Raw genomic sequence first — 24,394 nt, 5'->3', positions numbered from 1 at the left:
TTTATTTTATAACTGTATAAAGCATTTACAGCTTGTTTCTTTCTTCAATGGTTTTATACCCACACTCTACAATACCTCTTATTTTTTCTGAATGCCTGGCAGGAAAATCGCTGTCTACAGGACTTTTTTCTTTACCAAAAATAACCGTGGTGATAAGGTTTTCACTAAAAAGTTTTTTCTCTCTTTCTGTAGTAATCATGTAAACATAATCTTTGTTCTCCAGGCTGCCATCATTATATTTACCCGATAGTTGTGCATTAGGATCTTCCAGTTTTTCTCCATTATCAAAAATAATAGTAATCCCTTTTGTTGCTTTAGTAGATATATTGAACATCATATTTATTTCCAGCTTATCTGTTTTAAGATTATTGTTCACCCATACTCTGGTACCCCAAAAATTCTTTGACATTCTGTTTATTTTCTTACCGTCGTCTACACCCGGTTGAAAATATTCACAGTAAAAATCTTCAGGTATATCTAAGCCTCCCTCTACTTCAAAATAGTACTCCCTGTCATCATATTTATTATAGGCATGGTAAATAATTTCGCCTTCGGGAGACTCCAGTTTTATTACATTAAGCTTGTTAAGCTCATTAGGCACTACTTTAAACACCCTGTTTTCAAGAGATTCTGCCGCCGATTTTTTGAAACCAATCTTATGGTATGTGTCGGTCCCATATACATTTGTAGCAAAATTAGAATAACCCTCGGCTCTGCTTTTTTCGGGAAGAGGCAATATCTTAACCGTTTTACCCAGTAAAAGTTCAGGGTGATTGTTAGGGAAAATTTCTACTGATTTTTTATCCTGTGCAGTTGCAACTACACTCAAAAATAAGGCAAATAATAAACTAAGGTTTTTCATTTTGGCGTGATTTAAATTAATACGATTATTTTGACCAAATATATAAGATTATTTTCTAATAGTGGAGATTTTTTTTATTTTTGCTTTAAATATTTGACTACGTTTTTTATCTGTTGATAAATGAAATACTTACTGGCTGGAAAAACTTTATAACCCGACCCGAAGTAACCGAAAAAACAGCCCAACACCGCGCGGCACTGTGTGCTGCCTGCCCTAATGCAAAAAGCGGAAAACTACTCGCTTTTATAAAAGACGACCTTACCGAAATACAGGGAAACTATTGCAACGTGTGCAAATGCCCGCTTTCGGCAAAAGTGCGCTCTAATGATATTTGTCCGATAAATAAATGGTAATGACCCGCTATGAAATTCTTCTTAACCTGGGCGAAAATTTTGTAAAACTGGTAGGCAAAAACCTCATCCCGGTACATGTACTGGACTGGAAAGTATATTATGAGGCTTACCTTAAGGAAACCGAATACCACAAAAAGCATTTTAAGAAAGTGCGCAAAACCCACATGATACAGCTTATTGCCGAAAACTACAATATTACCGAACGCACTATGTTTAACGTGGTTTCGTTTATGGAAGGGAAATAACAGCCTTAACGGATGTTTTTTCTTATTCGGCTAAGCGAATGTTTTGTAATACCCAAATAGGAAGCGATGTACTGTAAAGGCACACGATTCGCGAGGTTAGGGAACTTTTCTAAAAAGCTGAGATAACGCTCTGTGGCATCCTGCGGGAACATACTGCTAAGGCGCTGTACTTTTTGTGCCATGCCTTTAGTGGTTATTTTATGAATAATATTATCCCATATAATAATGGTTTGCGATAAATTATCCATTACGGCCTTAGAGAGTATAAGTATTTTACTATCGGTAACCGACTGTACATAAGAGGTGCTTGGTAATTGGCAGTTATAGCTTTCCATATCTGCCATAAAAGTACCTTCCTCTAAAAAGTAACGTGTAACCTCGTTGCCGTTGTTATCATAATAACAAACCCTGAAAATACCATCCAGGGTAAAGGCTATTTCGCGGGCTACCTGCCCTGCCTCCATAAAATAGTCCCCTGCTTTGTAGGTTCTCTCTGTAACCGATGCTTTTATAAGATCTGTCTGTTGCTTATTGAGGTCTCCAAACTGAAGTAAAAAGTCAATTAAAGGCTGTGTATCCATCGCTGTGCTGTTGCTTATAAAATTGTAAAGGTCTTAATAAATTTAATACCATAAAAGTACAGCATCCCCTTAGCGGAGATGCTGATTTAGTATTACCATGGGCTTATCTCTGTACCGTCTGTAATGTCGTGAGAAAAGTAATGTCCCGTTGGCGCATCGGCACCGGTATCGGTATGTTTAATAACAAATGCCGCCGAAGCCTCCGGACTAAGCGGACCACTGTTATGGTTAAACTCTGTAGAGGTATAACCCGGGTCTATTGCATTTACTTTAAAAGGCGTGTCTTTAAGCTCGTAAGCCAGTACAATGGTGTAGGCATTTAACGCCGATTTGGAAGGTCCGTATGCCGCACCTTTTACCTGATAATATTTCCAACTGGGATCTGAATGCAGGGTTAATGATGCCAGCCCCGAAGTAACGTTTGTTATCCTTGGACTCTCTGATTTTTTTAATAACGGAAGGAAAGCCTGCGTAACGCTTATAACCCCAAACAGGTTGGTTTCAAACACCTCTTTTATAATTGATAAAGATGTGTTTTGTGCATCCTGTTCCATTCCGCCAAGTATACCCGCATTATTGATAAGGATATCCAGTTTGCCCTTCTCCTGCTCTACCCTTACCTTTGCCTTAGCAATAGTTTCTGCATTTGTAACATCCAGAGTTAGGGCTTCAATATTTGTAAAGCCTTCTGCTTTTAGCCCTTTTACAACCTCATCACCTTTTTCGGTATTTCTGCTGCCCAGGTAAACAAAGTGTCCTTTTTTTACCAACTGTTTTGCCATTTCAAGGCCTATGCCTCTCGTGGCTCCTGTAACTAATACTGTTTTCATTTTTTAATTGATTTTTATTTACAGCAAAGTTCATCCTTTAAAAAAGTTTAGCAGTTGCCAAATGACAAAAACAAAAAAGAGGCTGTAGTTAGCCTCTTTTTTTAACCTGATATATTTTATTCTAAAGCAAATACCGTATTGACTTCTACATAAAAAAAGAGCTTTTCAAACTCTGTTGGTATCGGTTCATAACCAGAAGATCTCCCTTTAGTTATTACTACTTCCTCTAACAACGCACCGCTATATAAACTTTCCGATTTAAAAGACTTATCGGTTATAAAAAGTGCCTTTCCTAATTTACTGCCGGCAGAGGTAGCCATTAATTCGGCACTTTTACATGCTTTTTTAATAGCTTTTAGCTTAAGCTCCATAATTAGCTCTTCCTTTTTAGAATAGTTTTTTTCATCTATATGAACATTAGAGATGTCCTGCTGCTCTAAAGCGGCAATAACTTTTCCTGCCATAACAGCATCGTGTACCTCTAACATGTACATTTTTGTTTTGTTTATTTTTTGTCCCGAAAGGAAATAGCGTTGGTACTCACTATCCAGTGTACCTAAAGTCAAATCTTTTTTAGTGTCAATACCTAACGCTTTAAGAGTGGTTTCCATATCTCTTTCCATGTCTTCCACTGCTTTTTTACCTCGGGAGTCACCTTCCCTAAGGGTTATTTTAAGCTTAATAATATCGGGCATTATTAATGTATCGGCAATTGCACTTGTGGTTATAAACGGCTGATCTATAAAATTCTTTTGTGCAAAAAGGCTGCCGCAGGCCATTAGCATTACTAAAAATATGTTCTTCATAATTTATGGTTTTATAGTTTCTGATTAGTTTTTTACTTCGGTTAAGCCAAATTCCCTATCGTTTATGTAATCTTCTATGGCAATCCATATGCTACCATCTTCATATTTCTCACGATATACCTGAACCGTAAACTTTGAGTAGTCATAAACCCTACTTTCGGTTTCTACACTCTCATAAGTTACCTGATAATTAGCTCCAAGCGCATCATATTGTTCCATGTCATAAGTCCAGGGTTTTGCTATAAGCCTTCCGCTAAACTGGCTTTTTATTGCTGTACCTTTTTTCTCAGTAAAAGTGTAATCTATATAACCTCCGGTTCTTTTAGCTTCAAGCATACAATCGCAAACAGCAAGAGACTTAAAAGTATAAGTTTGGCCTTCTTGAAGTATGTTAGGAAAAGTAAGTTTTTGTTTTTTATATATATAAAAACCTTTTTCCTTTATTTTACGCTCAATAAACTCCCATAACGATTTATCAGCATCAATTTCTGTAACACTTGAAATGTTAACCTGAGATTCTCTCCCTCCATAATGCCCGTATCGCTTTCCATAAGTTCGAATACCTTTAACCTTCAAATATATTCCCTTATTAAAAGAACTTTTAATGCCTAGCCCCATTATACCTTCAACAATCACACTTTGTTTAACATCTTCATCAAAAAAAGCCCATCCTTCTCCCTTATACTCTCCGTGTTTAATCCACACAAATGTATGTCCTTCAAACGGACCAGTATAATAACCTTCTTCCTCAAAATATTCCAGTCGCTCTTCACCTTCCTTTAATTCTGTTATATAAACCTGATGTTTTTTTAAATAATCTTCCAGCAACTGGTTATTTTTTACAGACACAATCTCATCGACCTCTATGGTATATTTAGTAAAGTAACTTTCAAAAAAAGAGCGTTGCTCTATTATTTTACCTTTTAACTTAACAAGAGACGTATTAACAAAACCATCCGGAAGCTTATTATTTTTAAGATTAGCTATTAATGGTACCTGTACAAGGTTATTCTGTAATGGAAAAAAAAGGTTTTCCCTACCGTTTACCTTATAAAACCCTTCTAACTCTACACTCTCCTGCCCGTAAAAACAAACAGAAACTAACAGTAATAATAATGTAAGGTGCTTTTTCATAAATTTAGTTTTTTACTTCGGTAAGTTCAATAGTTATCGGCGAAGTATTATAGCTGTTTTTAATGCCTATTTTTATGTTGCCGTTTTCGTCTTTTTCACTTAACACATATAGTGTAAATAACGAATTACCTTTAACATACCTGTCGGGTTCAGTACTTTCGTAAACCTCCCTATACCAGGAGTCGGTTTCGGTGGAAGAAACAAATAAATAACACCCCGGGTCTAAAAGAAGTTTACCTGTAAACTGTGTTACTTTCTTATTCTCATAGGCAGCTGTAAATGTATAATGTACATAGCCTCCTTTTCTTTTAGCCATTAACATAAAGCTGTGTCCGTCTTTTTGTTCCTTAAATGTATATTGCTTGTTTTCCTGTAAGTTAGCAGGAAAAACTTGCTTTTCATCATCTTTACCAAAAAAGCCCCTTTTTGCAACTGTTTTTGCCTTATAGTCCCACAAGGTTTTAGAAACATCAACCTTTTCTATATCCCAAATAAAATATCTGTACATAAATTGGTTATTAAGTGCATAAGGATTGCCATAAATGCGCAGACCCTTAGCTTTAATAAGTATACCGTGAGTAAGGTACTCCTCATGAGCTTCTCTAAGATGGGGTACAAACGTGGTTATAAATTGCAGCTTAGGTATCTCTTTAATAGCATCGCTAAAAATCACCCCACCTTTATTTACCAGATCACCGTTTTCCGGAACCATTGCATATATCTGTTCGCTATTAAATTCAAAGTTCGTGGTTATAAACAGTTCACCTTCAAAATATTCGGCCTGTTCCTTTTGAATTGGCTCCGACTTTAACCCGGACTGCTTTTCAAGATAGTCTTCTAAAAGCTGATTATCATTTGTAAGGGTTACTTCGGTTGCCAGTATTTCTTTCCATGAATCGTGCCCGAAAAAAGAAGGATAAATATCAGGCTCCGGATAAGGTATAAACCCGCTTGAAAGCCTGCCCTTAACCTTAATGAGCCTCCCACTTGTAAATCCTTTAGGGAGAGAAATATTATTATCAGACAGGATAAGCACCGCCGGAGCTGAAAGCTTTCCGTCTTCCAACTTAAAAAATGCTAACCTATCGTTGTTTTCAATACAAAAACCCTGTGCATCAAAAGCTGTGGTCTTTTTAGTTAATTCTATAACTTCAAGACCTTGCTTTGTAGTAATAATATCTGCCGTATAGGTCCTGTCTATTTTTAGTATTTCGTTAACCGTAAAACGTCCGTCAGCATCGGTAAAACCTTCAAATTGAATATAAAACGGAACATAATGAGATAATTTTTCAAGCCTTTTGGTTATTTCATCTTTATTAAAAATCAGCTCCACTTCTTTATAATTGCCCTTATGATCTTTATACAAAATAGGATAACCACTATTAAAGGCACTTATATAAAAACCGTCTGCAAATTCCTGCCCGTAAAAACAAACAGAAACTAACAGCAATAATAATGTAAGGTGCTTTTTCATAGAATTATTTTTTAACGAAAAGCTCGGTATTCTCTACCCATACCGCCAGATACGGATTCATAGTGTCGCTTCTCAGTAATAAGAGGAAAGGCTTGTTTACAAACATTCTCTTAGGCTTTGCAGCTACAATACTGTCTACCGCTATCGCAGCTTCACTTTGTACCTCAGCTCCTTTTTCGTCGAGCCTGAATTTGGTATGCTGATATACCTGTGCTACTGTATGTGGTTTTTTACCGCTTTGGGTTGTAAAGGTGTTATTAATCAGTTCAGGGTAATCATAATCGATATCAAAATCTATTTTAGGGATAACCAAAAGATCAAGTTCATTAAACTTGGTTTTTAAAACCTCCTTTTCAATTTCCTCTACTGTAGAAGGTTTATTCAAAGTATAAACAACGTGTTGTATAGCGGCTTCCAGAGTCTGAGGCCTTTTTGAGGGCATCCAAATGAGTATCTCGTGTTTTGGATCTTTAGGGTTTAAGCGGACAATAAAATCACTGTCGCTGTTATACTCCAATATGTCTGCCCTAAATTCATATTCCCCACCACGTATGCAAAAGGCTTCTACTTTAGTACCGTTAAAAACAAAATCTCCATTATAGTTATCCATAGGATACTCAAATGGCAACTGCTTACTAAAAGACGCCGAAACCTCTATGGCACCTGTTAGTTTATCAATATCGGTTCGTGTATTATAGTCTGTATTAGTAAATACGTTTTTTACAAAAAAGCTGTGCTTATTAAGCCTTTGCAATTGCGGAAAAGAATCGCTAACCGTTATTTCTCCACCTATGGTCTCACCTATTCTTGTCCATGCATAAGGTAGCGATGCACAGTATATGGCGTTTTTACCCGTAAGGGTATTATCGGGCGAAGCAAAAAATTCTGTGCCCTTTAAGTCGCTTAGGTGAGTTATGGAAGCACTCTCTATCGCTACCGGATTGGTATTTGTATCTTTCTTACAGCCTATTACAAGAAAAACAGAAAAAACGATTAGGGCTATCTTTTTCATATAATTATTTTTTAACCAAAAGCTCGGTATTCTGTACCCATACCGCCAGATAAGGGTTTTTACTGTCCCTGCGTTTTAGTAATAATAAGAATGGTTTATTGATAAGCATTTTTTTAGGAACAATTTTCTCTCCGGGTTCCATTTCTTCTGTCACCGCTACTTCGGCTTCGCTCTCTATAATTGCACCGTTTTCATCAAGCTGAAAAGAAATGCGCTGATACACTTCCTCAATATTATATTCTTCAGTTTATCCGGTTAGGGTAAACCTGTTGTTTGTAATATCAGGGTAGTTTGATTTTAAATTAAAATATATTTTAGGAATAACAAGTTCATCTTCTCCTACAAATTTGTACCTCCAGGCATCATTGGCAGCGGGTTGAAAAGTGTTTCTTACTTTAACCATTTTAGTTGCCTGCTCTATGGCATCCTGTAGTGATTTTGGTTTTTCCTCCGGCATCCATAATAAGATCTCATGGTTCCTGTCTTTCGGATTCAGCCTTACCATAAAGTCGTTATCATTTTTGTAGTCTACTATGTTTACACGGTATTCGCCATGACCGCCCCATACATAAAAAGCTTCTACATTTTTACCTTTAAAAAGGAACGGAGATGTGTAAACCTCCATAGGCTCACTAAACGGAAGAAGCTTAGTAAACTTTGCCGAAGCCTTTATCTCAAAAGTATTTATAATTATCTCTACAGCAGTTTGATACTCGCTATCCTTAAGGCTGCCTTTGTATCCGTTATAATTATTAAGTTCCTGTAGGTTTGGGTAGCTATCGCTTACTACAATGGGCTTATTAAAGGTTTTTTCTATTTGATGCCAAGCCATTGCCAGTGTTGGACAGTATATGGCATTTTTATTATCGGAAAGTTCGTGCTGAGGCGTTGCAAAGAATTGTGTTTGCTTAAAAAAGCTAACATCTACCGCAGGGCCAAAGTTACTTTCACTTCCCTGCCCTTCTATAAACCCGGCTATAGAACTGTCTTCTTCCTTAAACTCAATAACCTCAATAGAATGTAACGGATTGTTTTCCTCCTGTTTACAGCATACAAACAAGAGTGCCAAAAGTGGCATTGTAAGGCGTAGGGATTTCATGGTTTGCGTTATTTGGTTGTTCTTCAAATATAACGCAAAATGTTAAAATTTTATTACTGTTCAAAAAGACTGCTATTAGAAAAAAGCAACAGCTTTTTCATAATGGTTTAGTATTTTAGTTTTTCAACCTGCCTTAATACGGCCCCTTCATCCGCATCCCAGCCTTTAAAAAGTTTTATTACAGCCAACAGCTTATCCTGACCATTATTGCTAAAACCAATATAGTTAGTACTGTTTTCCATATCCAGATAGGTTGACACAGAGAATTCCTTTCCTGTTACATTATCTTTATACTCATTGGTATCAAAAAAGAAAAACGAAGGCAGGCTAACCACTCCCGTTACTACATCGTCTAATACTTCATCTTCCTGAGCAAAACAGTGATATTCTATTTCACAAATACTCTTTCTCTTGACCTTGAGCCCAAAATATTCTCCCTTATTTATCCCTTCAAAAAAATATTCCTTCCCTATTTTAAGCATGTCAGGATAGGCAATAGTGTCTCCGTTAGTAATTACATAATCATCTGTATAGGTAATCTCTTCGGGATAATTTGATATTTCAAGTTCCTCTATAAACTCCTTTGGGAATAGCGAAACGTTTTTAACTACAATATTATCAGGCAAGTTAGAGCCTACAGGGCGACTATCAATTCTCTCAAAAGACAGATAGGGACCAACGGTATCTACAGCAACAGAGGTTTCTGCCGCCTGTTTATTCAGTTTTTTATCTCCACAGGCAGCAAGTGCCAGTAAAGACAGTAGCAATATTTTTTTCATAAGGTGTGTTATTTATTTTTCTTCTTCTTCTTTTTGTCTTTTTTATCGTCTTCTGCCTTTTCTAAACCGGTATACTCATATTCCCTTGGTATTCTTTCTCCGCTGCTTTTACCGCTTTTTCTTTCGTCTCTTTCCACAGCTTTAATATAATCCTCATAATCCATATTACTACCTATAACCTCTAAGTGCTGCTTTATATAAGGGTTCATGAGTGACAGGTTAAGTAAATAGCCTATTGTAAATACTAAGAACTTTATGAGAGCAAAAACGATCTTAAGAAGAAGCTGAAATATAACAGATCCTACAAGGCCTATAACAAAAAGGGCCAGTACCCATTTAAAAACCATAAAAACATCATTCATTTCCATACTTTTAATTTCTTTTCTTTATAATAGGTTTATATCCTCTTTTAGCAGCCCATTTAAGATACTCTTCATATTCCCTGTCATTCTCCTTCTTCGCTTCATAAAATCTCATATACCAGTTAGTACCTCTAACAGGAGTCCTGTTTTTAACAAAGCGCCAAACCACAGCATAAATAGGAGCAAAAACAAAAATCAGTAAAATTATGTATACAATAAATGCTATTAAAAGCACTACCATATCTTTTGTATCCATGAGTGGCTCAATATAAATTTGCTGCTCAAAAATTAAATCAGTAGTAATCCCCTTCTCCGGAATATTTAAAACGACCCGTATGGAATCTTTACTTTCATTTTCACCAATATCTATAAAAATATCTTTATCCTGCAGGCTGTGATATCTATTAGTTACAAATACCTCATTTTTAAAAAGTGTTGAATCAGTATAACTATGTTTATCATCAAAAAACCTCCCCGAAAGTTCAGCTTCACCTACAATGTAATTATCCTCGTCATAATCATATTCTTCCTTAAAAGTATAGTTAATTTTAGTCAGCCCGGTCCTTCTTATAAAAACCTCATAACCCTTTAAATTAATACTTTTTGCAAACAAATACTCCCTGTTAAGTTTAAGATCTAAGGGTATTTGTATAGAATCGCCATTGGTTACCAAACAACTGTCAATTAAGGTAACATCATACAAATAGTCGTCTTTTTTAAAGTCTTCTATAAATTTTTCAGAATATCTCGAAGTGTCTTTTACAGTAATTACCTTCTTAAGGGCTCCTTTACCCGAATCTGGTAAATAAAGCGTATCAATTACTGTATTCTCTCCCGTTTTACCTTGTTTATCACCACAGGCAACAAGGGTTAACAGAGACAGAAGTAATAGTTTTTTCATTAGGTGTGTTTGTTGGTTTTCCAAATATAGATAAATAAGTTTACCACTCAATAGTATCAGTATAGGGCTTGTTTATATAATTCGGGAAGTCATACAATTTTAAGAGAGTTTTGCTAAGCGGATTAAACTCCCATACGGCAGCCTTATCACTCCATGGGTCGGTTAGCAGGTTTACGGTATCTTTACCAACTGTCCTCATTGCAAAAACATCACTAAGCTGGGTATCTTCTATGGTTTCTGTTTTTTCAGGTGTCCAAATTATAAGGCTGTTTCCAGCCGCAATAGCCCAGTCATCATCATCGCTTATAATACCGCATAAAGCATCACCATATATATCTCCTAAACGCACTGTCTTTCCCTTAGCTAAGAAACTAAGGTAAACGGTTTCATAAAGATACTTTAACTCCAGCTTTGTGGTTTTATAAAGTGTTTTGTACATTATTCTTGTTTTTCCTTATCAGTAAACTTTATACCAATGTTATTAGGGCAGAATAAAGGCATAAGTATAAATCCTAAAAATATAACTACTAAAATTATATTAAACCAGTTTACATAATTGTATGGTTTGATAAAATTTTTTAAGGTATCAAACCCAAGAATAAAAGTAAAAAAGGCCCACCAATAGAACCTGAAGCGGTTAATGATTTTCATTATTAGATAAGTTGTGGTTGGTTTGGTTTCAAATATAAAAACATTTTACTGAAAAAGCCGCTTCAGTAAAAACCTAAAAACCCGCCGTACCTTTGTACTGTAAAAATGAGACAACAAAAGTTACTTCGTCTTAGTAGCTAAAAATCTCCACTCTAACCACGCGCAGCTTGTCATGTCGACCTCAGGGAGACATCTCCTAATTTAAAATCTAAAATTCAGAATTTAAAATAGTTGAAGATTGCCGCGTCGTTCCTCCTCGCAATGACAATTAGAGTAAGCAATTATGAGTGAAGCTGTGGCATTAGGAGCTGTGGCGTAAAGAAAATTACAAATGCGGCGTTAAAAAGCATCCGCTGTTTGAGGCGAAAGCCGAGTTCGGATGGTTTAGCCAAGTGCAGTAATTTTTAGCCTAAGGAGCCATAGCCCTGAACTTTTGGTTCTTTTGTTTCAAGACAAAAGAATAAATATAACACACCCCTGCCCCTCTCAAGAGGGGAACTCCTCTCTCTACACCTAAATGCTCTACTCAGAAAATTAGCTACTTAGCCACTCCGCAACTTAAAGATTTCAATCTTAAATGAACAAAATGAAATGACAGGAAACATTTACATCTCCGGCCAGATAGGCTCTTTTGACGGAACTCCCGGCATAGCGCTTATAGACGTTGTAAGCCAGGTAAAAAAACAGCCCAAAGCCACCGCTTTTAACGTACACATCAACTCTGAGGGCGGACTCGTAGATGTGGGCTTCGACATCTACCACTACCTTAAATCGCTGGGTAAACCCATAACCACCATAGGCAGCGGTATAGTAGCCAGTATAGCAACCGTAATATTTATGGCGGGCAACAAAAGGCTAATACGTGAAAACACCCCGTTTATGATTCACCTGCCCTGGGGCGGATCTATGGGCACTGCCGACGAGCTTACTCAGTTTGCCGCACAGCTAAAAAGCATAGAAAAAAAGCTGGTAAACTTTTACAAAGGCGCGCTCAATATAGAAGAGCAGGCCATACTCCCCCTCCTTAAAAACGAAACATGGCTTACGGGTAATCAGTTAACCGATTTGGGCTTTACCACCTCGCAGCAGGTAGCCATAGCTGCAAAAGCATATTTAAAACCTAATACTATGACCAAATTTACCGAGAAAGACAGGCACTGGATGGAAAGCCTGTTTACAAAAGTGCTGGCAAAGTTTAAGCACAGCAACATGTTTAACAAAGTGGTACAGGATGCCACAGGAACCGAAATTGATTTTACAGAACTGGAAGACGATGCCATAATAGAAATCGGTCAGCTGGCAACTGTAGACGGACTTCCTGCAGAAGGTGAGTTTATAATGCCCGATGGCTTTACCTACATTTTTACAGAAGGTGAACTTACCGAGATTATTGAACCCGAAGAAGATGCTCCTGCCGAAGAAGCCGCTGCACTAAAGGCAGAAAACAGAAAGCTTAAAAAACAGCTTAACGTAATTAAAGGTGAGGTAATGGCTCTTAAAAGGCAGGTTACCAGCAACTACAGTCTTGACGGAAAAAGGGCAGCTTACAGAAGGCCTGCCGAAAACGACAAACTAGCCGGAATGAAAGAATACTTGAAATCTAAAAAAGCACGATAATGGCATTAGTAAATGCAGAGAACCTTACACTTAACCCACGTGAGGCCGAAACGGTAAGCGGGGTAGTTTTTAACCGCGTATACAACGATTCTGACCTGCAGGAGTATCACGATATAGAAACAGGCATAGATGTTAGTACACAAATTGCCTTTGCAGGCAGGCTGGGGCTTTTAGGCAAAAAAGCCAGCGGATGTACGCCAAATGAGGCTGGTGGCTTTGAACTTACCGAAAAGTACTGGACTCCGGTACTTGAGGACTTCCGCCTTTCTCACTGCCAGGCAGATATGCCGGCTCTTTTAAAGCTGTTTAAAAAGTCTAAACGCATTAACCCCGACTTCTTTGATGCTGTAGGTACCGAGGAGTTTGGCGTAATTATTTCGGCTGTGGAAAGCGCCATGCTGGAAAACATGCACCGCAAAATATGGTTTAACGATACAGCAGCACAAACTGTAGACAACGGAGGTGTATTTACTAACGGAACTGATCTTGATTACTTTAACTCGTTTGACGGATTGTTTAAACAGATTTTTGCCGAAGTACCTACAACAGCAGATAACTATATTGCTATTGCTAAAAATGCAGAAGCAGATTATGCCTCTCAGGCACTTGCCGAAGATGCTGCTTTAGACATCTTTGAAAAAATGGTAACCGCAGCCGATGAACGCCTTGTCTCTGCCGACGACGCTTATATTTTAGCAACACGTTCCCTTGCCGATAACTACCGCGCTACACTAAGGAAAAAGAACTTAGGTTCGGGCTTCCTTGAAGTAGTGGAAGAAGGCCGCCCACGCCTGTTCTTCGATGGTATCGAGGTAAAAGTGCGCTACGACTGGGACAGGTATATTAAATCATACCAGGACAATGGTACAAAACACAACCTGCCACACAGAGCCGTACTAACTACAAAATCAAACATTCCGGTAGGAACACTTAGCGACGAAGACCTAACCAAACTGGATGTGTTTTACGACAAGACTCTTAAAACAAACATCATGGATGCGGCATACACTATAGATGCCAAACACCTTGAAAGCTACATGACAGTAGCGGCTTACTAAGATAAGTTTCAAAGCAGCAAAGTTTCAAAGTTACATAGTCGCAATCTTTACTTATATACTTGTACTGTTTTATACTTTGGAACTCAGCAGCTCTGCAACTCAGTAACTTTAAAAAGCCTTTGCCTTCACCACGCCCGCCAGGCATTTCTCACTATATCGTGTGATTGTGCACTGCCTTCTTTTTAAGTTACTAAGAAACTAAGCCTCTAAGTGACTTAGCCCCTCTCAAAATTTTCAGTCATAAATAATTCAATCTTTCAATTATAAAATAATAAAAACACATGCCAATAGATTGCACATCAAACCTTACTGCCAATATTACTTTTGACTGCGCTAATGCCCCAATTGCAGGTATCGAGCAAAACGTGATACTTATCAACAAAGAAGATATTGATTATACCAATGTCACTTTAGATACAACCAACCCTACGTTAGTAAGTAATCTACAGCTAAAACCGGGTACTACAGGTTATCTTTTAACCGGAGTTAAACAGTCTAACGGAAAAGCGTGGGAACTGGTTAAAAAAGAAAGTGCTCCCGATAAATTTAAGCACACCTTTAGCGGCGTGATATTTAACCCTAGCGCTGCAAATAAGCTGCAGGCATCAAAACTGGCAATGGGTGCTAAATATGTAGTGGTTATAGAGCAGGTATGGAAAGGTGAAGGCAGTGCCGATGCCTTTGAGGTACTTGGTCTAAAATCAGGACTTGAACTTTCTACCATGACTAACAACTCTAAAGAAAACGACAACATGATTATGTTTGAGTTGGCTTCTGTAGACGGTTATGAAGAAGTAACAATGCCGCAAACACTTCTTGACGGAGATTATGCTGCTACTAAAACAGCATTTACTAACCTATTCGCTCAGGCAGCCGGATAATGGATTTTACCCAGATGGATATCAGCACCATCGCCCGTTCAGTAACGGGTGATGGTGTACGGTATCTCCGCCTGTTTCTGGAAGAGTATACCTCAATTTTTAACGAAAGGGTAAATCCCTCCTGCCCCAAATGTTTAACCGCCTACTTAGAAAGGTACAAAAACCATTTTAAAGCCATGGAAAACACCACACAATACAGGCTGCATGCCAAGTACGAAAACATTCCGCTTGAATTTGGCTCACCCATACTGGTAAACAATGCCAATATTACCGATGAATATGCCCAAAAGCTGCTGTTACATAAAAATGGCGAGCGCTATTTTTCACAAATACCCCAACCGGCAATTACAGAACCTGTAAGCCAACCAAAACCGAAACGTAAACCACGAAAAACCAACCAAAACAAAGCATAATGAGAACCCTGTTAATAGACGTATGGAAAAGGCTCACCCCGTGGAGTAAGTCGGCCGATGTATACGCCAACGATACTGATAATGCCTATCCTGAACGCATGGACAGGCTCATAAACAACAGTGTCACGGCAAAATCGGCAGCAGCCATAATGGTACAATACCTTATAGGTAAAGGCTATGGCGACCAAAACGACAGCCTGATAATAAACAAAGACAAAAACACAAAACTTATAGATTTTGCCTGCGATGTGGCCGAAGCTCTGGTTAAACAACGCGGGGTATTTATCCACATAAACTGGAATGCCCTTTACCAGATAGCCGACTTTAGTATTGTTCCCTACGAATGGTGCAGGCTGGGTAAAGCTGACAGTAACGATTATCACGGCAAAATTGCCGTTTGCAAAGAATGGCTTAAACCAAAAAAAACCGACATACAGCTTATAGACATTTATAATCCGGATAAAAAAGTAATTGACGCTCAGGTTGAAAAAGCCGGAGGATGGGACAAATACAAAGGTCAGGTGCTTTACATAAATATGGATAGCGGGCTGCTTTATCCGCTTTCGCGAATAGATTCGGTTGCAAACGACTGCGACAGCGAGGCACAGGCATCGGTATATAAAAACAGGTTGCTCCGCAAAGGTTTTTTTGGTAATACACTCGTAGTTACGCGTCCGCTTATTGGTGACGGACTCGAACCCGGAAGCAAGTCACTTATAGATGCCGAAAGTGAAAGGAAAAAGTTTCAACAGGCTATTAAAGACAGTCTTGGCGCCGAAAGTACAGGAGGCGTTTTATGCCTTGAAATGGACTTTGCCGGAGAAAAGCTGGATGATGCTATTCTTATAAAACAAATTGAAAGCAAAATAGACGATAAGTTATTTAGCTATACCGAAACCAGCGTGCGCGAAAACATACTGGTTGCCTTTAATAACCTCCCTGCCGGACTCATAAAAACCAACGAGCCTTCGCTGTTTGGCAACTCCGGTGAAGCCATAAGGGAAATGAAACGTACCTATTGGGAAAACACCACAAAAGAGCGTAACCTTCTTACATCGGTACTTAACCAGCTACTGCAAAAATCGCAGGACTATACAAGCCTTAAAGTAGAACCCCTAAAACTGATAGACGATGCAGCTGCTAATAACCCGCAATGATATAGCACAGTACAGGCAAATATCTAAATCTCCCAATACCGATAAATTAAACGAAATGATACTGGATGCCCAAATACAGGATCTGGCTCCGCTACTTGGCGAAAAGCTATATAACAAAATCGTATCGGCACCACAGGATCATGTAGAACTTATGGAAGGTAGCACTTATGAATATAAGGGAGAGACCTATACCAACTATGGCTTAAAAATGGTGCTCTCCTATTTTGCCTATGCCAGGCATATGATGTTTTCTTCGGTAACCGATACACCTTATTCGGTAGTAGAAAAACTGAGCGATACCAGCCGTCCCGCAGATGCTTCTTCAAAAAAAGCCATATATACCCTAAACCGCGACAATGCCTTTAAAATTTGGGAAAACGTAAAAAACTACCTTACCCGAACTTCTCATCCTAATTTTAACTGTAATGGCAGCGGCACTCCACAAAGATTACGATTTACAAAAATTGGATAACCATGACTATAATAAACAGCGTAAGCAATACCCGTTTTTCATTTAACGGTATAGAATATTTCAGGAACTACATTTCGGTTGTTCGCGGTGACAGGGTAGAGATTTTTAACTGTTATGAGCGTGAAGATATCATGCTTTCACTAACGCATTACAGCAAAATTACTCTAAACGGAATAATTTACAGCAATGCCGCCAATTTACAGTCGGCGTTACAATCAGTTATCTATTCCAGAGCGACTTTGGGTACTGATGAAGTTGAAGTTGTTGAGCAAAACAATATCGGTAGGGTAATACAGCTTAACTATGTTACCGGTACCAACCTTTTAAATCAGGTATTAACCAATATCAACTCGACAACAACAGTAGTTTCCGCAACAGACAATCCGGTTTTCTTCTCGGCTTATAAGTCGGCCTCAACATCGGTTGTGTCCCAAAAGCTTCGCTTTCAGTTTATGGGAGGAAAAGGAACATGGGGAGCCGGCGGAAAAACCGTGCTTCCCTCTCACCTGTACCAACTTGCTCCAGAGGCACTCTTACCTGATGATATTACTGCCAATAGTAAATCGAATGTTGTTTCGTTAGGGCAGATATCCAGTACTAATGATTTTCTTAATCAGGTAAACGGTACCTCTAGAAATTTTAGTGATGCGAGCAAACTTCATTATTTGAGTTACACTCAGGATAGTGTATTATATCTGAAACGCTTTACCGGACAGCCCGGCGAATATGATGGTATAACAACTGTTCTAACCGAAGATGACTTTGAAGAAGCCACAAATAGTAATATTCAACCCGGATTGTTTACTCCGTCATTAAAGGACATTACTAATATAGATCCGTCTACCGATGTTCCCATAACTATTGTTGACAACAACTCCGGGAATAAAACCACCTTTACAGGTAATCAGATTAAACATACCTCGCTAGACGGTAACATCACAACGATTGACTATGAGCAAAATATTGATGATGTAAGTTATACCATTCCAGCCAAAAACACAGACGATGTTTTTGCAATGCAAAGCGATATAAATGGCATGACCATTACAGCCAATCAGTCGGCCAGCGAACTATACCTTAAAAATGCGGAAGGAACTGTGTTAGCGACTATCAATGTAGGGTTTCTTAACAACGAGGGCACTACCTTCTTTTTTAACGAATCTACCGAAAAGCTCGAGTTAAAAGATGACCTGGGCAATGTATTAAGCACGGTGCCTGTTAGCGCATTTGTAGCAAACTTAATGCAGTCGGTTAACTTTAATGGTTCGAGTCCTTATATTTTAGAATTTAAAGACGCTGAAAATAATGTTGTTGACTCCGTTAGTTTTGGTATCAGTAATGTTGAAGGGTTGCAAACCGTACTTGATAATAAAATAGGTACTTCACATCCTGCAAATGGAATTTCAGCAAATAATATTACTAACTGGAATAATGTTTATTCAGCATCTTCTAATTATGCTACCACTAATACAACACAAACCATTAGTGGAATAAAAACTTTTTCACCTGTTATTAATTTTCAGAATGGTATTACATTAGGCTCAGGCATAGGCTCGTTGTATGATAACGGCAGAGGTTATTTCAGTTACACTAATGGCTTATTTATACAAACGAGTATACCTGCATATAGTGATACTATGTTTGAATTATACATTAGTGGTAATGGCTATAATGCTCAACTCCCTGTAGATTCAATTATACAAGGTTACACATATTCATCAACTAACAATATAATTCAAGCATCCAACTTAGCAAAAGGTGTCAGATTTAATGTTGATGTTTTTCATTATGGTGGTAATGTATGCTTTTGGTTTAATCAGCCAAATACATTTCAAACATTCAGATTTAAATTAGGTGTACAAACTAATGCAAACAGGACTATTACTTCCATAGCAAATGAGATTAAACCAACTACAGGCATCACTGATTTGCTTACATTACAACCTGTTAAAACATGGAATTCAAATGATTTTTCAAGCACTAATTTAAGTAACTGGAATACGGCTTTCGGTTGGGGAGACTACAGACAGTTTGGATTAGGAAGCTCGTCTATAAACAATATTAATGATGCTAATAACCAGTTATTAGCAGCAGGTATGTATACAACATCAACCAGCTCTGCAAATGTTGCAATTCCTGGTTCTTCAGGATCATTATTAAACCTGCGATCTGGTGTTTCTGGAGGAGCTGTGGGACAAATATGGATGAAAAGTAATAATGCTACTGGAGAAGATATATATGTCAGACATTCTGATAGTTCTTCCATATTCCAACCATGGAAAAGATTATGGCATGATGGAGATTTTTCTCAAATAGATATAAATAACTGGAATAATTCATTAAGACTAAACAATAATGGTACTGGTTTATTACAACAAACATCGTCTTTTGATTTAAATAACTTAAACACAGGCATTATTTATGGTGGTTCTGATGTAACTAATATACCTACTGCAGGTTCAGTCATATCATTGATGCATACAGGTGGACAGTTTGGGGGACAAATTCATGTTTCCTCTACTTCAACACCTGCTCTTAAGTATAGAAACAGGGATAATGGAGTAAATTCATCTTGGCGAAAATTATGGGATGACAACGATTTCACATCTACAAATGTCGCTAACTGGAATACAGCTTTCGGATGGGGGGACTATAGGCAATTTGGTATTGGCTCAGGTGTTCAAAATAACTCAATCGTTAGTGGTGATGTTTTGGATTTTAATACAACTGGCGTATTCAGGGTAGCTTCATCATCAACAAACCTACCAATTGCTGAGAATGGTTACTTATATAGAATATATAGATCAGCATCTACCAGATATATATTATTTTATTCTGATTCAGGCAGAGTATATAAAAATGTAATGAACTCCTCTACATGGAGCGGCTGGAAGTATTTTTGGGATTCAAATGACTTTACAAGTACTGATATAGCTAACTGGAATGCTTACGCTACAAACAAAGCCGACCTCGTAGATGGTAAAATCCCCGCTTCACAACTGCCTTCTTATGTTGATGATGTATTAGAATATGCAAATTTAGCTGCTTTTCCTGCATCGGGAGAAATCGGAAAGTTATATGTTGCTATTAATACTAACTTGGTTTACAGATGGGCTGCCTCAGGGTATATTGTTACAAGTTCGTCTTTAGTCCTGGGAGAAACTTCGGGAACTGCTTACAGAGGTGATAGAGGTAAAACCGCTTACGATCACTCACTCACATCCGGCAACCCACATAATACTCAAATAACAGATATATCCGGACTGCAAACAGCTTTAAACAATAAAGCAAATCTTAGCAATACTCTATCCCATAAGGGGACTATACCATCTTATTCAGAATTAAACAATTATAATCAAACAGGATTATATACTCCTCAGGATGCAGAGTCTAATAGTAATACCCCTTCCAACAACAAAGGTACTTTACAGGTTGTCGACACTACAAATCTAACCACGTTTCAAACCTATCACGATGATTATAACGACTTCTATATGCGTGTTAATGTTGAAGGTGGATATTGGAGACCTTGGGAAAGAATGGTTAAAGCTTCTGAAAGAATAGAAAATGAAGATTTAAATACTCCCCCAACAAAGGCAATCTTAAATTCGTTATATCCTACTGCAAGACCAACTTTTACTGTTATAGCTCCTAATGTTGAAAAAGGAAACATGTATGTAAAAACAAGCGACGGGTGGCGCGTATTTACCGGAAACATTGTTTATTAAGAATTCACTAAATATTTCTGAAATATTGTTATTGTGGAAAAAATATGGATTTTTATTTCAACTCTTATATCAGGGCTTCTGGCCTGTTATACCGACCTTATTCCCGCACTTGTGTTTTTTATTATAAGCACCTGCCTTGATACGGCAACTTCCATACATGCTCAGGCTATGGTAAAGGGACTTATCTTCAATCCGTTTAAAAAATATTTTTGGAATGAAATATCCAGTAGCGGACTTAGAAACTGGATGAAAAAAGTGTTTTGGGAATATGGTGTATACCTCATAATTTCTTTTGTGATAGACCAATGCGTATTTAAAAACCTGACACTATTTAACACATTTGGCAGGGAACTTACCCTGCCGGTGCTTGCCATCTATCTTTTTGCCTTTATAGAAACATGGAGTATTGGCGAAAACATTGAACGTGCAGGGGGAATAAACATCTTTAAAAAGATACTGCACCTTATACCCGATAAATACCAAAAGATTTTTAAATCATGATTATATGAAGTTAACTCAAAATTTCTCTTTACAGGAATTCAATTGTAAAGACGGTACTCAAGTGCCTCAAAAGTATATAGCCAATGCCACAGAAGTAGCACAAAACCTTGAGATATTACGATCATTCCTGGATAAGCCAATACTAATTTCAGGGAGTGGATATCGTACCAAAAGCCACAATAAAAAAGTGGGAGGCGCATCAAAAAGTCAGCATCTTACAGCGTCGGCAGCCGATATTTCGGTTACCGGATTGCAGCCTATGCAAATAGCTGAAGCTATTGAAACCCTTATTGATCAGGGGAAAATGAAACAAGGGGGCCTTGGGGTTTATCCAACCTTTGTACATTATGATATTCGAGGAACTAAAGTAAGATGGTGAGGCGTTTAATTCCTTACTGTATCTCTCTTATTCTATTAGTAATTATAGTATCTCAGTGTAAGTCTGGTTTCAGGGAAAAGGAGATGTATAATAGTAATTTAACAGCACTTACAGATACCGTTTCCTACTATAAAAACAGGCTTGGCAATCAAACGGCTACTATAAAAACACTTGAATTACAAAAAGAGCAACTTGATAAGGTTATAATCCAAAAGGATAAACAACTAAAAACCCTTACAGCCGAGTTCAGCTCAGTAAATTCGGTTATAAAATATAGTACACAAACAAAAATTGATACTCTAGTCACTGTCTTTAAAAACCCTGTTGATAGTTTACCCAGATTCAGTATTACCGGTAACAGGTTTGATAAATGGTTTAGCTTTAAATATAAAGTTACAAACGATAGCCTTATCCTCTCCCCTTTTATTACTCATACGGGTGCGGCTATTGTAACCGGATACAAACGCAAATGGTTTTTAGGAAAGGAAACACTTACTACCGATATTACCTTCTCTAACCCTTACATTGAGGTTAACCAACTCTCCTCTGCTCAGGTTAACATTAGGCAGCCTTTGTATAGAAAATGGTATGTATGGTTGGGAATAGGTATTGTTGGCGGACTACTATTAAAATAGCTTAATAAAAAAAATCCTGTTCAAAGTGAACAGGATTTTTTTTATTTCTTTAGAAGATAAAACCTAGTTTTATACCGGCACGCGGTGCCCACTCATCTACATTTTTATTGTCTATATCTCCTTTTCCTTTAATTTCTATTTTCCATGTAGCTCCAATAAAAGGATCTACCGTAAAGTTACCAAAAACCATTTTGTAACCTAACTCCGGACTAAAGAAAGAGAAATAGCTGTAATTACCTTCAAACTTGCCTTCAAGAAAATCCTGGTCAAACTTAATGTTTCCGTAAGAAAGGTAGTTACTTGTATAAAGTCCTTCCAGTTTATCACCTTTGCTGTAATACTGTCTGGATCCTATTTCTATTACACCTCCCTGTCCGTTAATGTTATTAATAATACCACTATCATACTCCATTACACCAAAAGAAAGGTTTACAAGCTGAGTGCTTTTTTTAGAGTGTCCATGACCACATCTTAGACCTTCAAATTCAAACGAAAGTCCAAATTGAGAAGGATCAGAAAACATCCCCATACCGCTTATGGTAGTCACTTTTTTAGTAGCGCTGCTGCTGTCGGTATTATCCTGTGCAAAAATTAGAGAAGTAGCTGCTAAAGCCACAATAGTAAAAAGTTTTTTCATTTTTGTTGGTTTTTTAGATTGATAATTGTTTTTATGATTAGAACAGCATTTCCAAGAATAATGCCGAAAACTATTTTAACACTAAAAAACTTATCCGAATATAAGCATCCGGCATATAACAATACCCGCCACTATAGCAGCTCTGTAGCTAAACATGGTACCTAAAAGCACATACTCGCTCTTTTTATCTTCATTTTTGGTAGAAAAGCGTGTTACCTACAACAGTACATTACCTGACTCTTCCGTAATCGTCTACGCACTTTTTTGCATGTTCTTTAGCTATGGCCTGTATACGGCGCATGGCTTCCCTATCCTCTGCGAGGTTATTGCTGTGTGAAAATATTTCCACTACCCTTTCAAACTCGCTTTGTATAAGAGAAAAAAAAGTTTCAAGCTTACCTGTACCGTGATAGTTGGTTTTATACTGTATAGAAAGTTCTCCTATAACATCCTGGCATGCACAGTGAAACCTGCTCTCCAGCTCGGTATAGTCTATCGTGTCCATGGTTTTTTTGTGTGTAAATTGGTTCGTGTTAAAGATACAAATTTTCCGTCTTTTTTTAACATTCAGGTTTAAAAAGCAAAAGCCCCACACAAAATGTGCAGGGCCTTTAACATCTATTGAATTGATTATTGTTTCCTTAATTAATCTTCTACAGGAGGAGTTTCTTCTAAAGGAACCTGCTTTTCTACCTGAACGTCAAAATTTTCAAGCATTCCGCTGTTTCCAATACCAAATCTCCACTCCAGTACAAAGCTTTCCACTTCTTCTGTTTCAGGATCATCTTCCTGAACAACTACCATGTGCGCTTTTTCCTGAATAACCTCTTCGGTATCATTATCAAAAATAAGCGTTAACACATTTCCGGTTTTGGTATAAGTACCGCCATAATAAGGCAGCGCTTCACCACAATTATGCTCTACGGTAAAAGTGTTGTCTTCTAAAAAGGTAAAGTACACGTCCTGTTCTGTTGGTGTTTCAAGTTCGCACCCTAGAGGGAACTCTTCACCATCATAAGACACTGCAACAACTTTCCATTCTCCAAGCACATCGCCGGTGTACGGGTTATGTAAACCATTGTCTACATTTTCAACATCGTCGTCTGAGCTGCAGGCAAAAGCCAATGCAACAAATAATACTGCAACCAGTTTTTTCATAGTTTTTTGTTTTTAAAATAAATACAGGTCGCTAATCTAAACGAATGATGTGAAACAATATATTAACGATTTCTTAAAATTTAACTAAAAGTTATATTTTTTGTATCTCAAGCTTATATCCTCCCAACATGGCTTGGTCACTACCAATACCAAAAAACCTAAAGGCCAGTGTATTACTATTCTCATCGGTATCGGTCATGTGGGCTGTTTCTTTTAACTCGCCGTTGCCCATAGTAAGTGTTAGCACATGACCATCTGTAGTATAGGTGCCTTCGTTATACGGCAAAGCCTCATTACAGTTGTGCTCTACGGTAAAGGTATTATCGCTGTAAAAGGTAAAAAGAACATCCTGATTAGGCGTGTCAGGTTGGGTACACCCTAACGGAACATGGTCGCCGTCATACTCATAAAGGGCAACGGTTTTCCAGGTGCCTACAACATTACCGGTAAAAAGTGTTTGTGCTGTGTCTTGCGGAGCATCATCGTCTTCGCATATTACAGAGCAGGCACTAACACACGCAATGCAAAAGGCTGCAAGTAGTGTTTTAAGGTTCATGGTGGTATTAATTGTTTGTTTATGTATGCCTAAATTATAAAATCCTGCTTACATAAACCGTCAAGGTTTTACTAAAATTTTACATATAGCTTATAAGATTATACATATCTTTA

General features: G+C 37.7%; 29 protein-coding genes. 12 read left to right on the top strand and 17 right to left on the bottom strand.

The window, feature by feature from the left end:
* Window positions 1-25: 25 nt before the first annotated feature.
* Window positions 26-862 (bottom strand): hypothetical protein, encoded by an 837-nt coding sequence (locus FUA48_RS11100; RefSeq protein ID WP_147583594.1) that lies wholly within the window; start codon window positions 860-862, stop codon window positions 26-28.
* 113 nt (window positions 863-975) lie between these two features.
* Between FUA48_RS11100 and FUA48_RS11095 the strand changes: the two genes are divergently transcribed.
* Window positions 976-1,215, top strand: coding sequence for a hypothetical protein (locus tag FUA48_RS11095; protein ID WP_147583593.1), 240 nt, complete (start codon window positions 976-978; stop codon window positions 1,213-1,215).
* Window positions 1,215-1,460 (top strand): hypothetical protein, encoded by a 246-nt coding sequence (locus tag FUA48_RS11090; protein ID WP_147583592.1) that lies wholly within the window; start codon window positions 1,215-1,217, stop codon window positions 1,458-1,460. Before FUA48_RS11095 ends, FUA48_RS11090 begins: the two co-directional genes overlap by 1 nt.
* Before the next feature lie 5 nt (window positions 1,461-1,465).
* On the opposite strand, the gene FUA48_RS11085 is transcribed toward FUA48_RS11090, so the two are convergent.
* The 12 genes from FUA48_RS11085 to FUA48_RS11030 all read right to left on the bottom strand — a co-directional run bounded on the left by FUA48_RS11085 (window position 1,466) and on the right by FUA48_RS11030 (window position 10,877).
* Window positions 1,466-2,041, bottom strand: a complete 576-nt coding sequence (locus FUA48_RS11085; RefSeq protein WP_147583591.1) for a Crp/Fnr family transcriptional regulator — start codon at window positions 2,039-2,041, stop codon at window positions 1,466-1,468.
* A 92-nt stretch (window positions 2,042-2,133) separates the two neighbouring features.
* Window positions 2,134-2,871 carry an SDR family NAD(P)-dependent oxidoreductase gene (locus FUA48_RS11080; protein WP_147583590.1) on the bottom strand — a complete coding sequence of 246 codons (738 nt, stop codon included), beginning with the start codon at window positions 2,869-2,871 and terminating at the stop codon, window positions 2,134-2,136.
* Window positions 2,872-2,987: 116 nt separating this feature from the next.
* Window positions 2,988-3,677 (bottom strand): SIMPL domain-containing protein, encoded by a 690-nt coding sequence (locus FUA48_RS11075; protein ID WP_147583589.1) that lies wholly within the window; start codon window positions 3,675-3,677, stop codon window positions 2,988-2,990.
* Between the two features lie 24 nt (window positions 3,678-3,701).
* A complete protein-coding gene (locus FUA48_RS11070; protein WP_147583588.1) occupies window positions 3,702-4,811 on the bottom strand; it encodes a hypothetical protein in 1,110 nt (369 codons plus the stop codon).
* Between the two features lie 4 nt (window positions 4,812-4,815).
* Window positions 4,816-6,285, bottom strand: a complete 1,470-nt coding sequence (locus FUA48_RS11065; protein ID WP_147583587.1) for a hypothetical protein — start codon at window positions 6,283-6,285, stop codon at window positions 4,816-4,818.
* A gap of 4 nt (window positions 6,286-6,289) precedes the next feature.
* Window positions 6,290-7,297, bottom strand: coding sequence for a serpin family protein (locus FUA48_RS11060; protein ID WP_147583586.1), 1,008 nt, complete (start codon window positions 7,295-7,297; stop codon window positions 6,290-6,292).
* A gap of 4 nt (window positions 7,298-7,301) precedes the next feature.
* Complete coding sequence (locus FUA48_RS11055) at window positions 7,302-7,520, bottom strand: hypothetical protein (RefSeq protein WP_147583585.1); 219 nt, start codon at window positions 7,518-7,520, stop codon at window positions 7,302-7,304.
* A 24-nt stretch (window positions 7,521-7,544) separates the two neighbouring features.
* Complete coding sequence (locus FUA48_RS11050; RefSeq protein ID WP_147583584.1) at window positions 7,545-8,396, bottom strand: hypothetical protein; 852 nt, start codon at window positions 8,394-8,396, stop codon at window positions 7,545-7,547.
* 107 nt (window positions 8,397-8,503) lie between these two features.
* Entirely contained in the window at window positions 8,504-9,175 is a 672-nt protein-coding gene (locus tag FUA48_RS11045; protein ID WP_147583583.1) for a hypothetical protein, read from the bottom strand.
* An 8-nt stretch (window positions 9,176-9,183) separates the two neighbouring features.
* Window positions 9,184-9,537 carry a hypothetical protein gene (locus FUA48_RS11040; protein ID WP_147583582.1) on the bottom strand — a complete coding sequence of 118 codons (354 nt, stop codon included), beginning with the start codon at window positions 9,535-9,537 and terminating at the stop codon, window positions 9,184-9,186.
* Between the two features lie 10 nt (window positions 9,538-9,547).
* Window positions 9,548-10,438, bottom strand: a complete 891-nt coding sequence (locus FUA48_RS11035; protein ID WP_147583581.1) for a hypothetical protein — start codon at window positions 10,436-10,438, stop codon at window positions 9,548-9,550.
* A gap of 40 nt (window positions 10,439-10,478) precedes the next feature.
* Window positions 10,479-10,877, bottom strand: a complete 399-nt coding sequence (locus FUA48_RS11030; protein WP_147583580.1) for a hypothetical protein — start codon at window positions 10,875-10,877, stop codon at window positions 10,479-10,481.
* Window positions 10,878-11,680: 803 nt separating this feature from the next.
* On the opposite strand from FUA48_RS11030, the gene FUA48_RS11025 reads away from it, so the two are divergent.
* The 10 genes from FUA48_RS11025 (at window position 11,681) to FUA48_RS10980 (ending at window position 21,930) form a co-directional block, all read left to right on the top strand.
* Window positions 11,681-12,706 (top strand): Clp protease ClpP, encoded by a 1,026-nt coding sequence (locus FUA48_RS11025; RefSeq protein WP_147583579.1) that lies wholly within the window; start codon window positions 11,681-11,683, stop codon window positions 12,704-12,706.
* Window positions 12,706-13,764 (top strand): hypothetical protein, encoded by a 1,059-nt coding sequence (locus FUA48_RS11020; protein ID WP_147583578.1) that lies wholly within the window; start codon window positions 12,706-12,708, stop codon window positions 13,762-13,764. Before FUA48_RS11025 ends, FUA48_RS11020 begins: the two co-directional genes overlap by 1 nt.
* A gap of 281 nt (window positions 13,765-14,045) precedes the next feature.
* On the top strand, window positions 14,046-14,645 hold the full coding sequence (locus FUA48_RS11015; RefSeq protein WP_147583577.1) for a hypothetical protein: 600 nt from the start codon (window positions 14,046-14,048) through the stop codon (window positions 14,643-14,645).
* A complete protein-coding gene (locus tag FUA48_RS11010) occupies window positions 14,645-15,058 on the top strand; it encodes a hypothetical protein (protein ID WP_147583576.1) in 414 nt (137 codons plus the stop codon). The genes FUA48_RS11015 and FUA48_RS11010 overlap by 1 nt, the downstream gene beginning before the upstream one ends.
* Window positions 15,058-16,215 carry a hypothetical protein gene (locus FUA48_RS11005; RefSeq protein WP_147583575.1) on the top strand — a complete coding sequence of 386 codons (1,158 nt, stop codon included), beginning with the start codon at window positions 15,058-15,060 and terminating at the stop codon, window positions 16,213-16,215. Before FUA48_RS11010 ends, FUA48_RS11005 begins: the two co-directional genes overlap by 1 nt.
* Window positions 16,190-16,687 carry a DUF6712 family protein gene (locus FUA48_RS11000; RefSeq protein WP_147583574.1) on the top strand — a complete coding sequence of 166 codons (498 nt, stop codon included), beginning with the start codon at window positions 16,190-16,192 and terminating at the stop codon, window positions 16,685-16,687. Before FUA48_RS11005 ends, FUA48_RS11000 begins: the two co-directional genes overlap by 26 nt.
* A gap of 2 nt (window positions 16,688-16,689) precedes the next feature.
* Window positions 16,690-20,415 (top strand): pyocin knob domain-containing protein, encoded by a 3,726-nt coding sequence (locus FUA48_RS18480; protein WP_205729406.1) that lies wholly within the window; start codon window positions 16,690-16,692, stop codon window positions 20,413-20,415.
* A gap of 33 nt (window positions 20,416-20,448) precedes the next feature.
* On the top strand, window positions 20,449-20,916 hold the full coding sequence (locus tag FUA48_RS10990; RefSeq protein ID WP_168196974.1) for a phage holin family protein: 468 nt from the start codon (window positions 20,449-20,451) through the stop codon (window positions 20,914-20,916).
* 4 nt (window positions 20,917-20,920) lie between these two features.
* Window positions 20,921-21,295, top strand: a complete 375-nt coding sequence (locus FUA48_RS10985) for a YcbK family protein (protein ID WP_147583572.1) — start codon at window positions 20,921-20,923, stop codon at window positions 21,293-21,295.
* Window positions 21,289-21,930, top strand: coding sequence for a DUF6549 family protein (locus tag FUA48_RS10980; RefSeq protein WP_147583571.1), 642 nt, complete (start codon window positions 21,289-21,291; stop codon window positions 21,928-21,930). Before FUA48_RS10985 ends, FUA48_RS10980 begins: the two co-directional genes overlap by 7 nt.
* A 49-nt stretch (window positions 21,931-21,979) precedes the next feature.
* Here the strand turns inward: FUA48_RS10980 and FUA48_RS10975 are convergent, their stop codons facing one another.
* The 4 genes from FUA48_RS10975 to FUA48_RS10960 form a co-directional block, all read right to left on the bottom strand.
* On the bottom strand, window positions 21,980-22,567 hold the full coding sequence (locus FUA48_RS10975; protein WP_147583570.1) for a hypothetical protein: 588 nt from the start codon (window positions 22,565-22,567) through the stop codon (window positions 21,980-21,982).
* 229 nt (window positions 22,568-22,796) lie between these two features.
* On the bottom strand, window positions 22,797-23,072 hold the full coding sequence (locus tag FUA48_RS10970) for a hypothetical protein (protein WP_147583569.1): 276 nt from the start codon (window positions 23,070-23,072) through the stop codon (window positions 22,797-22,799).
* Between the two features lie 140 nt (window positions 23,073-23,212).
* Window positions 23,213-23,725: a lipocalin-like domain-containing protein gene (locus tag FUA48_RS10965; protein ID WP_147583568.1), complete on the bottom strand. Its 513-nt coding sequence runs from the start codon at window positions 23,723-23,725 to the stop codon at window positions 23,213-23,215.
* Between the two features lie 91 nt (window positions 23,726-23,816).
* A complete protein-coding gene (locus FUA48_RS10960) occupies window positions 23,817-24,281 on the bottom strand; it encodes a lipocalin family protein (RefSeq protein WP_147583567.1) in 465 nt (154 codons plus the stop codon).
* Window positions 24,282-24,394: the final 113 nt, after the last annotated feature.

The organism is Flavobacterium alkalisoli (genome assembly GCF_008000935.1).
GTDB classification, from domain to species: domain Bacteria; phylum Bacteroidota; class Bacteroidia; order Flavobacteriales; family Flavobacteriaceae; genus Flavobacterium; species Flavobacterium alkalisoli.
The sequence above is the reverse complement of the archived record's forward strand: the minus strand, read 5'-3'. Positions and strand labels throughout refer to the sequence as shown.

What these genes read in the sequence shown, in the direction of transcription:
- FUA48_RS11040 (WP_147583582.1), bottom strand. Translation starts at nt 9,537, where the DNA reads ATGAATGATGTTTTTATGGTTTTTAAATGGGTACTGGCCCTTTTTGTT.
- FUA48_RS11010 (WP_147583576.1), top strand. Translation starts at nt 14,645, where the DNA reads ATGGATTTTACCCAGATGGATATCAGCACCATCGCCCGTTCAGTAACG.
- FUA48_RS10960 (WP_147583567.1), bottom strand. Translation starts at nt 24,281, where the DNA reads ATGAACCTTAAAACACTACTTGCAGCCTTTTGCATTGCGTGTGTTAGT.
- FUA48_RS11065 (WP_147583587.1), bottom strand. Translation starts at nt 6,285, where the DNA reads ATGAAAAAGCACCTTACATTATTATTGCTGTTAGTTTCTGTTTGTTTT.
- FUA48_RS10975 (WP_147583570.1), bottom strand. Translation starts at nt 22,567, where the DNA reads ATGAAAAAACTTTTTACTATTGTGGCTTTAGCAGCTACTTCTCTAATT.
- FUA48_RS10985 (WP_147583572.1), top strand. Translation starts at nt 20,921, where the DNA reads ATGAAGTTAACTCAAAATTTCTCTTTACAGGAATTCAATTGTAAAGAC.
- FUA48_RS11100 (WP_147583594.1), bottom strand. Translation starts at nt 862, where the DNA reads ATGAAAAACCTTAGTTTATTATTTGCCTTATTTTTGAGTGTAGTTGCA.
- FUA48_RS11070 (WP_147583588.1), bottom strand. Translation starts at nt 4,811, where the DNA reads ATGAAAAAGCACCTTACATTATTATTACTGTTAGTTTCTGTTTGTTTT.
- FUA48_RS11005 (WP_147583575.1), top strand. Translation starts at nt 15,058, where the DNA reads ATGAGAACCCTGTTAATAGACGTATGGAAAAGGCTCACCCCGTGGAGT.
- FUA48_RS10980 (WP_147583571.1), top strand. Translation starts at nt 21,289, where the DNA reads ATGGTGAGGCGTTTAATTCCTTACTGTATCTCTCTTATTCTATTAGTA.
- FUA48_RS11020 (WP_147583578.1), top strand. Translation starts at nt 12,706, where the DNA reads ATGGCATTAGTAAATGCAGAGAACCTTACACTTAACCCACGTGAGGCC.
- FUA48_RS11035 (WP_147583581.1), bottom strand. Translation starts at nt 10,438, where the DNA reads ATGAAAAAACTATTACTTCTGTCTCTGTTAACCCTTGTTGCCTGTGGT.
- FUA48_RS11045 (WP_147583583.1), bottom strand. Translation starts at nt 9,175, where the DNA reads ATGAAAAAAATATTGCTACTGTCTTTACTGGCACTTGCTGCCTGTGGA.
- FUA48_RS11025 (WP_147583579.1), top strand. Translation starts at nt 11,681, where the DNA reads ATGACAGGAAACATTTACATCTCCGGCCAGATAGGCTCTTTTGACGGA.
- FUA48_RS11085 (WP_147583591.1), bottom strand. Translation starts at nt 2,041, where the DNA reads ATGGATACACAGCCTTTAATTGACTTTTTACTTCAGTTTGGAGACCTC.
- FUA48_RS11060 (WP_147583586.1), bottom strand. Translation starts at nt 7,297, where the DNA reads ATGAAAAAGATAGCCCTAATCGTTTTTTCTGTTTTTCTTGTAATAGGC.
- FUA48_RS11075 (WP_147583589.1), bottom strand. Translation starts at nt 3,677, where the DNA reads ATGAAGAACATATTTTTAGTAATGCTAATGGCCTGCGGCAGCCTTTTT.
- FUA48_RS11050 (WP_147583584.1), bottom strand. Translation starts at nt 8,396, where the DNA reads ATGAAATCCCTACGCCTTACAATGCCACTTTTGGCACTCTTGTTTGTA.
- FUA48_RS11030 (WP_147583580.1), bottom strand. Translation starts at nt 10,877, where the DNA reads ATGTACAAAACACTTTATAAAACCACAAAGCTGGAGTTAAAGTATCTT.
- FUA48_RS10965 (WP_147583568.1), bottom strand. Translation starts at nt 23,725, where the DNA reads ATGAAAAAACTGGTTGCAGTATTATTTGTTGCATTGGCTTTTGCCTGC.
- FUA48_RS11090 (WP_147583592.1), top strand. Translation starts at nt 1,215, where the DNA reads ATGACCCGCTATGAAATTCTTCTTAACCTGGGCGAAAATTTTGTAAAA.
- FUA48_RS18480 (WP_205729406.1), top strand. Translation starts at nt 16,690, where the DNA reads ATGACTATAATAAACAGCGTAAGCAATACCCGTTTTTCATTTAACGGT.
- FUA48_RS10970 (WP_147583569.1), bottom strand. Translation starts at nt 23,072, where the DNA reads ATGGACACGATAGACTATACCGAGCTGGAGAGCAGGTTTCACTGTGCA.
- FUA48_RS11080 (WP_147583590.1), bottom strand. Translation starts at nt 2,871, where the DNA reads ATGAAAACAGTATTAGTTACAGGAGCCACGAGAGGCATAGGCCTTGAA.
- FUA48_RS11015 (WP_147583577.1), top strand. Translation starts at nt 14,046, where the DNA reads ATGCCAATAGATTGCACATCAAACCTTACTGCCAATATTACTTTTGAC.
- FUA48_RS11000 (WP_147583574.1), top strand. Translation starts at nt 16,190, where the DNA reads ATGCAGCTGCTAATAACCCGCAATGATATAGCACAGTACAGGCAAATA.